Origin of the sequence: Streptomyces sp. NPDC046977 (assembly GCF_040644455.1) — a bacterium.
GTDB lineage: Bacteria > Actinomycetota > Actinomycetes > Streptomycetales > Streptomycetaceae > Actinacidiphila.
Genome location: NZ_JBEYWO010000039.1, coordinates 1 through 12869, shown reverse-complemented (window position 1 = coordinate 12869; position 12869 = coordinate 1). Strand labels below are relative to the sequence as shown.

Below are 12869 nucleotides of genomic sequence, written 5' to 3'. Positions count from 1 at the left end.
GACGGACCGTCCGGTAGTACCTGCGCCGCCCCTCCGCACCGACATCCCGGAGCGGCGGCATGAACACCTCGTTGCTGCTCCTCGGGGCAGCCTTTGTCCTCATCCTCGCGAACGGCTTCTTCGTCGCCGCCGAATTCGGCCTGGTGACCGTGGAGCGGCCGGCTGCGGAACGCGCGGCCGCCGAGGGCGACCGACGGGCGCTCAGCGTCGTCGAGTCGCTGCGCAAGCTCTCCTTCCAGCTCTCCGGCACGCAGCTCGGCATCACGATCACCTCGCTGGTCGTGGGCATGCTCGCCGAGCCCGCACTGGCCCACCTGCTGTCCGGGCCGCTCACCACGGTCGGCGTGCCCTCCGGGGCCGCGCCCGCCATCGCGGTGGTCGTCGGCATGATCCTCGCCTCGGCCGTCCAGATGGTCGTCGGCGAGCTGGTCCCCAAGAACTGGGCGGTCTCCCGCCCGCTCCAGGTGGCCCGTTTCGTGGCCGGACCGCAGCGGGTCTTCTCCGCCGCGTTCCGCCCGGTGATCGAACTGCTCAACACGGCCGCCAACCGCCTGGTACGCGCCCTCGGTGTCGAGCCCGCGGAGGAGCTCGCCTCCGCCCGTACCCCGACCGAGCTGGTCTCGCTCGCCCGGCACTCCGCGCAGGCCGGGGTGATCGAGCAGGACACCGCGGACCTCTTCGTCCGCACGATCTCGCTCGGCGACCTCACGACGGAGAACGTGATGACCCCGCGCGTACGGGTCAGTGCCCTCCAGGACACCGCCACCGCCGCCGACGTGCTCAACCTCACCCGGGCCACCGGGCTGTCCCGCTTCCCGGTCTACCGGGAGCGGCTGGACGACATCGTCGGCATGGCGAGCCTGAAGGACGCCCTCGCCGTCCCGGCCCACGAGCGCGACCGCACCCCGGTTGGGCGGATCACGGTGGCGCCGCTGCTCGTCCCCGAGACGCTGCCCGTCCAGCCCCTGCTGGAGCGGCTGCGGCGCGAGCAGCCGATCGCCGTCGTGGTCGACGAGTACGGCGGCACGGCCGGCGTGGTGACCCTGGAGGACATCGTCGAGGAACTCGTCGGCGAGGTCCGCGACGAGCACGACTCGGCCGACCTCCCGGAGCTGGCCCAGGTGCCCGCCGAGGGCGGCCGGCCCGCGTGGGACGCCGACGGCGGCTGCCGCGTGGACCTGCTGGAGCGCATAGGACTCGAGGCGCCCGAGGGCCCCTACGAGACCGTCGCCGGTCTCGTCGCCGACCTGCTGGAACGCATCCCGGAACCGGGTGACACGGCGGTGCTGCCCGGCTGGGAGCTGCGGGTGCGCGAAGTGGCGCACCACCGTGCCGAAAGGGTTCGCCTGGTGCGCGTCGGGTTCGACGAGCCGCAGGCGGGGCAGGAGCGCGACCGATGAGCTTCCTGCAACTGTTCTTCGCCGCCCTGCTGGTGCTCGGCAACGGCTTCTTCGTCGGTGCCGAGTTCGCGCTGGTCTCCGTACGGCGCAGCCAGATCGAACCCCTCGCCGGCACCCACCGGCGGGCCAGAACCGTGCTGCACGGTCTGGAGAACCTGCCGCAGATGATGGCGGCCGCCCAGTTCGGCATCACGGTGTGCTCCCTGACGCTGGGCGCGGTCGCCGAGCCGACCGTGGCCCATCTGCTGGAGCCGCTCTTCGTCGCCGTCCACCTCCCGGACGGCCTGGTCCACCCGGCGGGCTATGTGATCGCGCTGGCCGTGGTGGTCTTCCTCCACCTGGTCATCGGCGAGATGGTGCCGAAGAACCTGGCCATGGCCGCGCCCGAGAAGACCGCGCTCTGGCTGAGCCCGGGCCTCGTGGGCTTCGCCCGGCTGTTCCGGCCCGTCATCGCGGTGCTGGGCTGGAGCGCCAGGATCATCCTGCGGCTGTTCCGGGTCGAGCCCAAGGACGAGATCGACGCGGTCTTCACCAGCGAGGAGCTGACCGCGCTCGTCGAGGACGCCCGGCAGGCGGGACTCCTCGACGACGACGCGCAGGAACGCCTGGAGGACGCGCTCGAGCTGGGCAGCCGCCCGGTCACCGACGTCCTGCTGGCCCCCGAGGAACTGGTCACGGTCGACGCGACGGTCACCTCCGCGGAGATCGAGGAGCTGACGGTCCGCACCGGCTACTCCCGCTACCCGGTGGCCGGGCCGGACGGTGTCTACCTCGGCTATCTGCACGTCAAGGACGTCCTCGACCTGGAAGACCCGGACCGCCCGGTGCCCTCCCGGCTCTGGCGGCCGATGGCCACCCTGCGCGCCGAGCTGCCGCTCGACGACGCGCTGACCCAGATGCGGCGCGCCGCGTCGCACCTGGCGGCGGTCGCGGACGCGAGCGGGCGGGTGCTGGGGCTGGTCGCCCTGGAGGACGTACTGGAGATGCTGGTGGGCGAGGTCCGCGACCCGGCCCACCGGGAGACGGACGCCGAGCGGGAGCCGGCGGCTCCCGAACGGGAGAGCGTCCACGCCTCCCAGGCGCTGGCGAGCTGACGCGGAAGGGCCCGGGCGACCGCCCGGGCCCTTCCGCGTGCTCGGCTCGTACGGGCCGGACCGGGCCGCTCAGTCCAGCGGCTCCGGCGGTGACAGCCCCGGACCGCGGCCCGACAGCACCTCGCCGTAGGCCTGCATCAGATCGGGCAGTCGCAAGGTCGACAAGTCGTCGCGTGACGGCGGGCCCGCGTAGCCGGACAGGCGCAGATCCCGGTAGGCGCAGCTCTTCTCGTAGAGCGTGCGCAGGAAGCGCCCGTTGCCGAGCTCGTCGATCCAGCCCTGGTCGACGACATGGCCGCTGATCGCCAGCAGTTCCTCCAGCGCCTCCTCGTCCCACCGGTCGCCGTTGTCGGCGGCGAGGACCTCGCCGATGTCCGTGAGCTCCTGCGGGCGGTAGCTCGGGAAGTCGACGCGGGTGGTGAAGCGCGAACCGAGCCCGGGGTTGGCCGCCAGCAGGCGGTCCATGCCCTCCGGGTAGCCGGCCAGGATCACCACGAGGCGGTCGCGGTTGTCCTCGGCGCGCTTGAGGAGCACCTGCAGGGCCTCGTCGCCGTACGCGTCGCCCTTGCTGTAGCCGGAGTTGGACAGGGCGTACGCCTCGTCCACGAACAGCACGCCGCCGAGGGCGGAGTCGATCAGCTCATTGGCCTTCACCGCGGTCTGGCCGAGGAACTCCCCGACCAGATCGGCCCGTTGGGCCTCCACCAGATGATCGCCGCCGAGCAGCCCCAGGGCGTAGAAGACCCGGCCGAGGATACGGGCGACGGTGGTCTTCCCCGTGCCCGACGGTCCCGAGAAGACGAAGTGCCGCTTCGGGGGCTGCACGGGCAGTCCTTGGCCGGCCCGCAGCCGGGCCATGCGCAGCTGCGCCGACAACGCGCGGACCTGGCGCTTGACCGGTTCGAGCCCCACCATGCGGTCCAGCTCCGCCAGCGCCTGGGCGAGCAGCACCGGGTCGGGCGCGATCACCGGCACCTGGGGCGGGATGGGGGAGACGGGCAGGACCGCCTTCTCCCGGATGTCGTCGTCGATCGGGCCGGTGCCGCCGAGCGGGTCGTCCAGCACCGAGCCGCCCGTTCCGCCGCCCGCGACGCCCATCGCGCCGCCGCGCGCGTCCAGGGGATCGGGGTCGGGCGACAGCCCCTCGGGGGCGGTCTGCCCGAAGCCCGGCATGGCGACGGAGGCGTAGTCGGCGGACTCGTCGCCCAGGCCGTCCGCCTCGTCGATGGCCGTGAGGCGTGCCGAGGTGTCCATGAAACCGGGGTCGACGCGGTGCACGGCCCGGTACAGCGGCAGTGCGGCGGCGGTGCGGCCGGTGCCCTCGTAGGCACGGGCGAGCCAGTAGCGCAGCTCCTTGCGCTGCGGCTGCTCGCTGCGGCACCGCATCAGGGCGGTGACCAGCAGCGGTTCGGCCTGCCCGTACAGCTCCAGCCGCACCCGGGCCATGCCGCCGAACAGGCCCGCCTCGATGCCGAGGATACCGTCGCCGAGCAACGGCTCGGTGTGTCGCACCAGTTGGTCCCAGTCCTTGACCAGGTAGGCCCGGCAGGCGTGCAGGAAGCGGACGTGCGGGTCGGTGTCGACGGGCGGGCACTCGGCCAGCGCCCGGTCCAGCTCGGCGATGTGGCGTCCGTCGAGCCAGTGCGAGGCGTGCGCCAGCAGCAGGTCGCGCCGGGTCTCCAGGACCGGCTGCACCCACCAGCCCAGCCAGTACCAGGAGTTCATCGAGCGGCGGCGGGACCGGCGCTGCTCGCCGAAGCGGTCGCGGTGCCGGTACATCTGCAGCAGCGCGGTGGCGGTGTCCGCGCGCAGGGCGTGCAGCCCGAGCCAGGCGTCGGCCATGCCGGGGTCGAGCCGGACGGCCGCCCGGAACTCCTCCTCGGCCTGGGCGTACGCACCCATCGTGTAGGCGTCCACTGCCCGCACCCAGGCGAGATCGGCAGGGGAGCCGGGATGTTCCGTGCCGAAATCCATCAGGTCCCCACCAACCGTTCCCCCCGGTGTCTCCCACCGCCCCAACCACACGTCCCGGGGCGGGAGTTGATACGGGGTGCGCACCGCGGACGCATCTCCTCGCACCCCGATCGCATGGTACCCGTGCAGGCGGGACAGACCGTAGAGCCACGCGGACCGTGACGTTGGGTGAGCAATTCGCTGCCGTACGGGGCCGGATCACCCGTCCAGGGCAGAACGAAGCCCCCGGTCACGGGGGAACAACCGGGGGCTTCGCGTCGTGGGGCGGTCGTACATGACCGCGCATTCAGAACGTAAGTCCTGTACGGCCCCCGGGTCAAGCCGCCCCGGAGCCCCGCCCGGGGGCCCGCCGGAGGGGGCCGGGGCAGCCGCCGGGCGTGGTCACGCTGGGTGATCGGCCGTGTGCGCCAAGGGTGTTCCGGAGGGTGATTCGCGTATCTCGTACCCATTCGGCACCTGCCGCACCAGCAGGTCGGCGAAGGGACGTGTGGGGTCGGCGGCGAAATGGGCGTCCTGCGCGCGCATCCATCCGGCCCAGAAACCGGCGAGTTGCGGGCCGTCCCGCCGTTCGCCGCGCTCCCTGGCGGTGTCGCGGGGGACGTCCAGCCACACGGTGCGCGTCAGCCACGGCCGCACCGCCCGCCGTCCCGCGCCCACTCCCTCGACGAGGACCACCGGTGCCGGGGGCACGTCGAGGAGCGGGCCGAAGCGCCGTGCCACCCAGTCGTACTTCGCGGGCCGCGCCGTCCTGCCCCGGCTCAGCGGTTCCAGCACCTGTTCCCGGAGCCGGTCCGTCCAGGCGAACAGCTCGTCATGGGTGGCCAGATCGTCCAGGTGCACCACGGGCGCCCCGCCGAGCGCCCGGGACAGCGCGGCGGAGAAGGTCGTCTTCCCCGCGCCGGCGTGTCCGTCGACCGCGACCAGCCGCACCGGCCCGCAGGACGGCGGCAGCGAGCGCAGCAGGGCGGCGAGCGCCGGGAGCGGATCGGGAGCGGTGTGATCGTCCATCCCGGCAAGCCTACGACCTGCGCCGACGCGGGCGGCCTGCGCCGGGCGCCAGGGGCGTCTACGGTGAGAGTCGTGACCGACACCCCCCTTGCTCCCGGCCATGGCGCCCCCGCGGCGCCCCTCTACCCGGCCGAACGCCTCGAACTGGCCCGCAAGGCCGCCGCCGACGCCGGGCTCGACGCGCTCCTCGTGTCCCCCGGGCCCGATCTGCGCTATCTGACCGGCTACCACGCCCATCTCACCGAGCGCCTGGTCTGCCTCGCGCTGCCGGTGCTCGGCGAGCCGTTCCTCGTCGTGCCGGAACTGGAGAAGCCGGGCGCCGAGATCTCGCCGCTCGGCGGCCTCGGCGTGGAGATCGTCGGCTGGGCCGAGACCGAGGACCCGTACGCGCTCGTCGCCCGTCGTCTGCCGCGGACCGCGGGCGGCGGTCGCGTCGCGGTCGACAACCACATGTGGGCGGAGAAGGTGCTCGCCCTGCGCGCCGCGCTGCCCGGCGCCGAGCAGAGCCTGGCCGGCGAGGTGCTGCGCGACCTGCGCATGCGCAAGACGCCCGCCGAGATCGACGCGCTGCGGCGCGCCGCCGCCGCCATCGACCGGGTGCACCGGCGCATCGGCGAGTGGGTCACTGCCGGGCGCACCGAGCGCGAGGCCGCCCGCGACATCGCCGAGGCCGTGCTCGAAGCGGGCCACACCACGGTCGACTTCGTGATCGTGGCCTCCGGTCCCAACGGCGCCAGCCCGCACCACGAGGTCTCCGACCGCGTCATCCGCGGCGGCGACCCCGTCGTGGTCGACATCGGCGGCACCACGCAGGAGGGCTACTGCTCCGACTCCACCCGCACCTACGCCGTGGGCGAGCCCCCCGCGGAGTTCCGGGAACTGTACGAGGTGCTTCTTGCCGCCCAGCAGGCCCAGACCCAGGCCGTGCGCCCGGGCGTGACGGCGGAGGAACTGGACGCCGTCGGGCGGGACATCATCGCCGCGGCCGGGTACGGGGAGCACTTCATCCACCGCACGGGTCACGGCATCGGCCTGGAGACCCACGAGGAGCCGTACATCGTGGCGGGCAGTGCACGCCCCTTGGAGCCCGGCATGGCCTTCTCCATCGAGCCGGGGATCTACCTGCCCGGCCGCTTCGGCGCCCGTATCGAGGACATCGCGGTCTGCACCGCCGAGGGCGGGGAGCGGCTCAACCAGACCGCCCGGGAACTGGTGGTCCTGCCGGGTTAGTCCCGATGTGTTGACGCCGGGTACCGCTGGGGGGTATCCCGGACCCACGGGGGTGTGCGCGGCGCGCCGAAATGCGCGCGGCGTACGCCGGAGCGTCAGGGGCCCAGCAGGGTACGGGAGTCGGGGGGCCGGCTTTGTTCGACAACGAGCACGACTTCGGGGTGCGTCAGTGGGTGGTCGGCGGCGCCACCGTGGTGGAGGTGTGGGGGGAGCTCGATCTGTACGCGGGGGAAAGCGTCGGCGCGCGCCTGGACGAGGCGTGCGCCGGGCCGCACCTCGACCTCGTGGTGGACCTGCGCGGGCTGGACTTCCTCGACTGCGGCGGCCTGTCCGTGCTGATCCGCGCGCGCCGGCGCACTCTGGAGCGCGGCGGGCGTTTCGGCCTCGTCGCCGACAACCCGCCCGTGCTGCGGCTGCTGCGGCTGACGCGGACGACCGGGGTCTTCGCGGTCCACGCCGACCTCGCCTCGGCGCTCGCCGCACGCGGCACCCCCGGCCCGTCGGCCGCCACCGGGGGCGCGATCGCCTGAGGTCTACGAGGGACGCGGCGCCAGCACGATCCACACCGGGCCGCGTGCGAAGGTCATCGGCGCGCCCTGCCCGGTGGTGAACCGCGTCCCGCCGTCCGCGTCGGGACGCGACCAGTGCGCCCGGAACGCCTTGCCGTCGCGGAGCACTTCCGCGTCGCCCGAACCGACGGTCTCGCTGTACGGCGAGATGCTGCCCCAGCGGTCGTGGTAGCGCGAGGTGCGCACGGTCACGTACTGGATCACGACCGTGGGCGCGCCCAACTGCCCCGAGCCCGTCGCGGAGGCCGGCCGGCCGTCGAACGAGACCAGCCAGCGCTGACGTTCGGCCGACCAGCGCAGGCCGGCCGAACCGGCGGGGAACCGGACGGTGCGAGTGGTCGCGGCGGCGCCCCCGGAGGGCGCGTGGCCGAAGCGGAAGCCGATGTCGTGGGCGGTCGAGGCGTCCGGGGCGGCGGCCAGCAGCCGCGCCGGAGAGGCGTAGAGATTGTGCGGGGCGGGACGGGAGCCGTCGCGCGCGTACGCCCCACTGGCGTGGGCGGGGGAGACGTCGTGCACCGGTGCGGCCGCGATCACCGGCAGCAGCCTGCTCTGCGCGCCGGAGAAGGCGAGCGCGGGCCGGCCGAACTGGCGCAGCAGCTCCAGGTCCGACTCGCGGGCGCTGCGCACCGGCCCGACCCGGTCCGGCAGGTCGGCGGGGGGCCCGGAGAACACGGCCAGGATGCGGGTGAGTCCCGCCTCGACCTCCTCCACGTACACCAGGTCGGCCCGGTCGATCCCGGTCTGCGGGCGGGCCGGGCCGACGTTGTCGATCTTCACGGCGAGCACGGGGCGGGCCCGGTCCTGCGGCAGTCCCGTGAACGGCGAGCGCTCGCCCACGGCCGACGGGGACGGCAGTGGGGACGCGGACGGCGTGGCCGCCGGGGGAGTACGGCGCCCGGGCGCGTCCGACGCCCGGTCAGGGCCGCCGTGCCGGGCGAGCGCCCCCCAGACGAGCACGATCAGCACGGCCAGCACCGCGACCACGGCCAGTGCGCCCGTGACGGTCGGGTTGCCGGCGCGTCTTCCTCCACGGTCCACCACAGCCGCCTCTCGGACTGCATAGATATACCGCTACAGGAAAATCAATTGCCGAACTGCCTTGCCTTTTCAGTATCCGTCACAGGGAGCCGGTTCCCCAGAGCGGCACGTCGGCCGATCGGGCGGCGGCGGACAGGGTGCCCGGCCGTGCGCGATACGGCCGCCCGGCGGCAAGCGGCGGCCCCGGCTCCGCATGACTGTGCCGGGGCCGCGCATGCCTTTGTGTGTCGTACGGCCCGTACGCCGCCGGTCGGGACCCGTGCGGGCCGCGCGGCAACAACCCCGGGATCGGCGACCGTTGGGCCGCCGTACGCGGTGGTGCCGCCGCGCGGGTGTGCCCTCAGCCCTCCGCGGCGGTCCGCTCCTGGGCGGCCACGGCCTCAGGGGTGGGCGCGGTACCGCCGAGGTGCGCGGGCAGCCACCAGTGGTCGTCGGGACCGGACGGGCGGCCGGTGTAGGCGCGCTGCGCGTCCTCCAGCAACTCCTGGATGCGCAGCCGCAGACGGCGGGTGAGCGCACCGGGCTTCTCGTTCTCGCCCGCCTCCATCTGCTCGCCCACGCGGATCGAGATCGGGAAGCGGTTGCGGCCGAGCTGGCGCGGCTGCCCCTTGGTCCACATGCGCTGGGTGCCCCACAGGGCGACCGGCAGCAGCGGTACCCCGGCCTCAATCGCCAGGCGCGCCGCGCCCGACTTGAAGGACTTGAGCGTGAACGACTGCGAGATCGTCGCCTCGGGGAAGACCCCGATGATCTCGCCGGAACGCAGGGCGGACAGGGCGTGCTTGTACGCGTGCATGCCTTCCGAACGGTCCACCGGGATGTGCTTCATCGCCCGCATCAGCGGCCCGGACACCTTGTGCCGGAACACCGACTCCTTGGCCATGAAGCGCACCAGGCGCTTGGCCGGGAGCGCCGTGAGACCCGCGAAGACGAAGTCAAGGTAGCCGATGTGGTTGCTGACGAGCAGCGCGCCGCCGTTGCGCGGCACGTGCTCCGTACCGGAGATGTCGAAGCGCAGGCCCTGCACCCGGAACATCGTGCGCGCGAAGCCGATGACGGGTGGGTAGACGAGTTCGGCCATGCGTGGGGCCCCTTTTCTTCGTAGGGGGTGGCCCCCGGTGGAAGTTACGCGGCCGTAGGTTTGCGACCGCGGGCTGATCGTGCACCGTAAACGGGTGCCGTGTCATCCCGCGTGCCCGCGCCTGGGCGAGATTCTCATCACGTCACCCGGTCGTACGACGCACCAGCAGGTACATCTCGCAGCCGAGGCAGTAGGCGAACACCGCGTTGAGGAACGCCGCCGCCAACGCGCAACCGGTCGCCGCCATCCCCAGCCACTGGGGCCCGGCGAACCAGCCGACCAGCCCGATCACCGCGAACACCAGCCCCACCGCCTGCGCGAAGCGCGGGGGCGCCGGGTCCTCGGTCCCGGTCGGCGGTCCCAGCCGGGGGCGTACCACCGTGCGGAACAGCAGCCCATAGGGTGAGTGCTGCACACCCAGCGCCGCGCCCACCGCGAACACGAGCGCCTGGACGGCGAGCAGCCAGCCGCTGCCGGTGACGAGAACGGCGGCCAGCACGACCGTCGTCAGGCTTGCGGCGAACCGCGGTCCTCGGGCATCAATGGCGTGAGAGCTCATGGCAGTCATGATTCCGGACAGCGGCCCGGCCGGACCCCCGGGAATCATGGCAGTCCTGTGAACGCTGCAATCGCGGGGGAGGGCGGACATGACGGGACTCGTGGTCTGTGTCGCGGTGCTGGCCGCGGCCGCGGTCTTCGGACTGGTGCACCGGCGGCGCGACGGAAGGATACGTGTGCGGGACAAGGACACCGCGGAACTGCTGACGGCCGGTGAGATCGGCGCGGCGCTCGGCGAGCGGGCCACGCTCGTCCAGTTCTCCAGCGCGTTCTGCGCCCCCTGCCGTGCGACACGACGCACCCTGGAGGACGTCGTCCGGATGGTCGACGGGGTCGCGCACGTCGAGATCGACGCGGAGGCGCACCTCGACCTCGTCCGGCGGCTCGGCATCCTGAAGACCCCGACCGTCCTGGTGCTCGACGCGAACGGCGCGATCGTCCGGCGCGCGGCGGGGCAGCCCCGCAAGGCCGACGTCATCGCGGCCCTCGGCGCCGCGGTATGACGCCCGTCCCACCCCTCCGTGCGCCCTTGACGGCGCGGCACCCTGATTGTCAGTCTGACGTTATGTCGCGAGACCTCTTTCTCTTCGCCCGCTTCGACGTCGACCTCGGTCGGCACGCGAGCGCCCGCTGTCACCGCCGCTGAGCGTCCACAAGCCAGCACGCCTCCGGCTCGACAGCACCAAGAGGACAACTTCATGACCGCGTCCCCCGATCTCGGCACCCAGGCCAGTCCCGCCCCGACCGAACTGCCCGCAGCGGCGTACCCGGAGGGCGCCGTTTCCCCGGCATACACCGCAGGCGAGGAAGTCCCGGCGTCCGGCGTCTTCGGCTCCGATGTCTTCGGTGCCGACGCCTTCCGGTCGGTCTTCCGCCGCCACGCCGCGGGCGTCGCCGTCATCACCGCGGCCGGCACGCGCCCGGCCGGCTTCACCGCCACCTCGCTCACCTCCGTCTCCGCGGAACCTCCCCTGGTGTCGTTCGGCATCAGCACCGCGGGCTCGGCCTGGCGGACGGTCGCCGATGCCGCGTACCTCGGGGTCCACATCCTCGGCGAGCACCAGGAGGACCTCGCGGCCACCTTCGCGCGCAGCGGCGCCGACCGCTTCGCCCCGCCCACGGCGTGGGCCCCCGGTCCGTACGGCGTACCCCTGCTGGAGGACGTGTCGGCCTGGCTCGTCGCCCGCGTCGTGTCCCGCATACCCGCCGGTGACCACCGCGTCGTGATCGCGCAGGCCGTCGCCGGCGCCCCGGACGGCCCCGCCCGGCCGCTCCTCTACCACCAGGGCCGATTCAACGCGTTGCGCCACTGAGCACGGCCGCGGAGGCGCCCGGCCGCGTCGGCAACGTCACAGTTCCCACCCTTGCGCAGGGGGAGGGAGCGGACTGTACTGGCGAGTAATATTTCTGCCGGAGCGCCGCAGCGTCCCGGCGGGGAGCAGCAGTCCAAGGCGCCTATGCTGCCCTTACTCGGCAGTTGACGTACCCCGACGCAGTAGTAGGAGAGCACACGTGAGCTTGAGGATTGTTGTAGCGGTGAAGTACGTGCCTGATGCGACGGGTGATCGTCACTTCGCGGGGGATCTGACGACGGATCGTGATGCGGTGGACGGTCTGTTGTCGGAGTTGGACGAGTATGCGGTGGAGCAGGCGTTGCAGATTGCCGAGGCGTCGGGGGACGCTGAGGTGACGGTGGTGACGGTGGGTCCTGAGGATGCGAAGGACGCGTTGCGCAAGGCGTTGTCGATGGGTGCGGACAAGGCGGTGCATGTCGAGGACGAGGGCTTGCACGGGTCTGATGTGATGGCGACGTCGCTGGTGCTGGCGAGGGCGGTCGAGCGTGTGGGGTTCGATCTGGTGGTGACGGGGATGGCGTCCACCGATGGGACGGCGGGTGTGGTGCCGGCGTTGGTGGCGGAGCGGTTGGGGGTGCCGCAGGTGACGTTGCTGTCGCAGGTGGCGGTCGCCGGTGGCACGGTGTCGGGTCGGCGTGATGGTGACACGGCGTCGGAGCAGGTGGAGGCGGCGTTGCCGGCGGTGGTGTCGGTGACGGACCAGTCGGGTGAGGCGCGGTATCCGTCGTTCAAGGGGATCATGGCGGCGAAGAAGAAGCCGGTGGAGTCCCTGGACCTGGCCGATCTGGGGATCGATGCTGGGTCGGTGGGTCTGGCGGGTGCGTGGACCGAGGTCGTGGAGGCGGCGGCGCGTCCGGCGCGTTCGGCGGGGACGATCGTGAAGGACGAGGGCGAGGGCGGCAGGCAGCTCGCGGAGTTCCTCGTGAGCCAGAAGTTCATCTGATCCGCTTGTCCGTCTGTTCTGCGAGGAGTTCGAGTTTCCATGGGTGAAGTCCTGGTCTTTGTGGACCATGTTGATGGTGCGGTGCGTAAGCCGACGCTGGAGTTGTTGACGATCGCGCGTCGGCTGGGTGAGCCGGTGGCGGTGGCGTTGGGTGCGGGTGCCGGGGCGACTGCGGGTGTGCTGGGTGCGCATGGTGCGGTGCGGGTGCTGGTGAATGACGCGGCGGAGTTCGCGGAGTTCTTGGTGGTGCCGAAGGTGGACGCTTTGGAGGCGGCCGCCAAGGTGGTGGGTCCGGTGGCGGTGCTGGTGGCGTCGTCGGGTGAGGGCAAGGAGGTCGCGGCGCGGTTGGCGTTGCGGCTGGGGTCGGGTCTGATCACCGACGCGGTGGATGTGGTGGCCGGTGATGAGGGTGCGGTGGCCACGCAGTCGGTGTTCGCGGCGTCGTTCACGACGCGGTCGCGGGTGACGTCCGGCGTGCCGGTGATCACGGTGAAGCCGAACTCGGCGCCGGTGGAGGCTGTTGCGGCGGCGGGTGCGGTGGAGGAGCTGGCGGTGTCGTTCGGTGCGCTGGCTCGGGGTGCGCGGGTGGTGTCGCGGACGGCGCGGGAGTCGACGGGTC

The 12869-nt window shown here is 72.7% G+C and carries 12 protein-coding genes and 1 pseudogene; 8 read left to right on the top strand and 5 right to left on the bottom strand.

All coding sequences use genetic code 11. The features are described 5' to 3' along the window. The first annotated feature begins 59 nt into the window (after positions 1-59). Together ABZ883_RS37605 and ABZ883_RS37600 are read left to right on the top strand one after the other, a co-directional pair. Entirely contained in the window at positions 60-1400 is a 1341-nt protein-coding gene (locus tag ABZ883_RS37605) for a hemolysin family protein (RefSeq protein ID WP_360914780.1), read from the top strand. Beyond that, positions 1397-2494 carry a hemolysin family protein gene (locus ABZ883_RS37600; protein WP_360914777.1) on the top strand — a complete coding sequence of 366 codons (1098 nt, stop codon included), beginning with the start codon at positions 1397-1399 and terminating at the stop codon, positions 2492-2494. Before ABZ883_RS37605 ends, ABZ883_RS37600 begins: the two co-directional genes overlap by 4 nt. Before the next feature lie 69 nt (positions 2495-2563). Here the strand turns inward: ABZ883_RS37600 and ABZ883_RS37595 are convergent, their stop codons facing one another. Both ABZ883_RS37595 and ABZ883_RS37590 read right to left on the bottom strand, forming a co-directional pair. Beyond that, on the bottom strand, positions 2564-4468 hold the full coding sequence (locus ABZ883_RS37595) for an AAA family ATPase (RefSeq protein WP_360914774.1): 1905 nt from the start codon (positions 4466-4468) through the stop codon (positions 2564-2566). A 381-nt stretch (positions 4469-4849) separates the two neighbouring features. Further along, positions 4850-5476: a hypothetical protein gene (locus ABZ883_RS37590; protein WP_360914771.1), complete on the bottom strand. Its 627-nt coding sequence runs from the start codon at positions 5474-5476 to the stop codon at positions 4850-4852. Positions 5477-5548: 72 nt separating this feature from the next. Between ABZ883_RS37590 and ABZ883_RS37585 the strand changes: the two genes are divergently transcribed. Further along, positions 5549-6706: a Xaa-Pro peptidase family protein gene (locus ABZ883_RS37585; protein WP_360914768.1), complete on the top strand. Its 1158-nt coding sequence runs from the start codon at positions 5549-5551 to the stop codon at positions 6704-6706. Between the two features lie 134 nt (positions 6707-6840). Then, positions 6841-7236, top strand: coding sequence for an STAS domain-containing protein (locus ABZ883_RS37580; RefSeq protein WP_360914765.1), 396 nt, complete (start codon positions 6841-6843; stop codon positions 7234-7236). A 3-nt stretch (positions 7237-7239) separates the two neighbouring features. Here the strand turns inward: ABZ883_RS37580 and ABZ883_RS37575 are convergent, their stop codons facing one another. The 3 genes from ABZ883_RS37575 to ABZ883_RS37565 all read right to left on the bottom strand — a co-directional run bounded on the left by ABZ883_RS37575 (position 7240) and on the right by ABZ883_RS37565 (position 9953). Then, positions 7240-8130 carry a DUF3048 domain-containing protein gene (locus ABZ883_RS37575; protein WP_360914947.1) on the bottom strand — a complete coding sequence of 297 codons (891 nt, stop codon included), beginning with the start codon at positions 8128-8130 and terminating at the stop codon, positions 7240-7242. A gap of 523 nt (positions 8131-8653) precedes the next feature. Further along, the gene (locus ABZ883_RS37570; RefSeq protein ID WP_360914762.1) at positions 8654-9394 is read right to left on the bottom strand and encodes a lysophospholipid acyltransferase family protein; all 741 of its coding nucleotides are present in this window, start codon (positions 9392-9394) and stop codon (positions 8654-8656) included. 142 nt (positions 9395-9536) lie between these two features. Further along, a complete protein-coding gene (locus ABZ883_RS37565) occupies positions 9537-9953 on the bottom strand; it encodes a DUF4395 domain-containing protein (RefSeq protein ID WP_360914759.1) in 417 nt (138 codons plus the stop codon). 88 nt (positions 9954-10041) lie between these two features. Here ABZ883_RS37565 and ABZ883_RS37560 point away from each other — a divergent pair, with 88 nt between their 5' ends. The 4 genes and pseudogenes from ABZ883_RS37560 to ABZ883_RS37545 form a co-directional block, all read left to right on the top strand. After that, positions 10042-10455, top strand: coding sequence for a thioredoxin family protein (locus ABZ883_RS37560; RefSeq protein WP_360914756.1), 414 nt, complete (start codon positions 10042-10044; stop codon positions 10453-10455). Positions 10456-10650: 195 nt separating this feature from the next. Next, positions 10651-11265 (top strand): flavin reductase family protein, encoded by a 615-nt coding sequence (locus ABZ883_RS37555; RefSeq protein WP_360914753.1) that lies wholly within the window; start codon positions 10651-10653, stop codon positions 11263-11265. 199 nt (positions 11266-11464) lie between these two features. Next, the gene (locus tag ABZ883_RS37550; protein WP_360914750.1) at positions 11465-12250 is read left to right on the top strand and encodes an electron transfer flavoprotein subunit beta/FixA family protein; all 786 of its coding nucleotides are present in this window, start codon (positions 11465-11467) and stop codon (positions 12248-12250) included. Between the two features lie 39 nt (positions 12251-12289). Continuing rightward, positions 12290-12869, top strand: a pseudogene (locus ABZ883_RS37545) (electron transfer flavoprotein subunit alpha/FixB family protein); the annotation flags it as partial.

Excerpts from the sequence above, each read along its gene's own strand:
- ABZ883_RS37565 (WP_360914759.1), bottom strand. The coding sequence starts at position 9,953 with ATGAGCTCTCACGCCATTGATGCCCGAGGACCGCGGTTCGCCGCAAGC.
- ABZ883_RS37590 (WP_360914771.1), bottom strand. The coding sequence starts at position 5,476 with ATGGACGATCACACCGCTCCCGATCCGCTCCCGGCGCTCGCCGCCCTG.
- ABZ883_RS37595 (WP_360914774.1), bottom strand. The coding sequence starts at position 4,468 with ATGGATTTCGGCACGGAACATCCCGGCTCCCCTGCCGATCTCGCCTGG.
- ABZ883_RS37570 (WP_360914762.1), bottom strand. The coding sequence starts at position 9,394 with ATGGCCGAACTCGTCTACCCACCCGTCATCGGCTTCGCGCGCACGATG.
- ABZ883_RS37560 (WP_360914756.1), top strand. The coding sequence starts at position 10,042 with ATGACGGGACTCGTGGTCTGTGTCGCGGTGCTGGCCGCGGCCGCGGTC.
- ABZ883_RS37555 (WP_360914753.1), top strand. The coding sequence starts at position 10,651 with ATGACCGCGTCCCCCGATCTCGGCACCCAGGCCAGTCCCGCCCCGACC.
- ABZ883_RS37605 (WP_360914780.1), top strand. The coding sequence starts at position 60 with ATGAACACCTCGTTGCTGCTCCTCGGGGCAGCCTTTGTCCTCATCCTC.
- ABZ883_RS37600 (WP_360914777.1), top strand. The coding sequence starts at position 1,397 with ATGAGCTTCCTGCAACTGTTCTTCGCCGCCCTGCTGGTGCTCGGCAAC.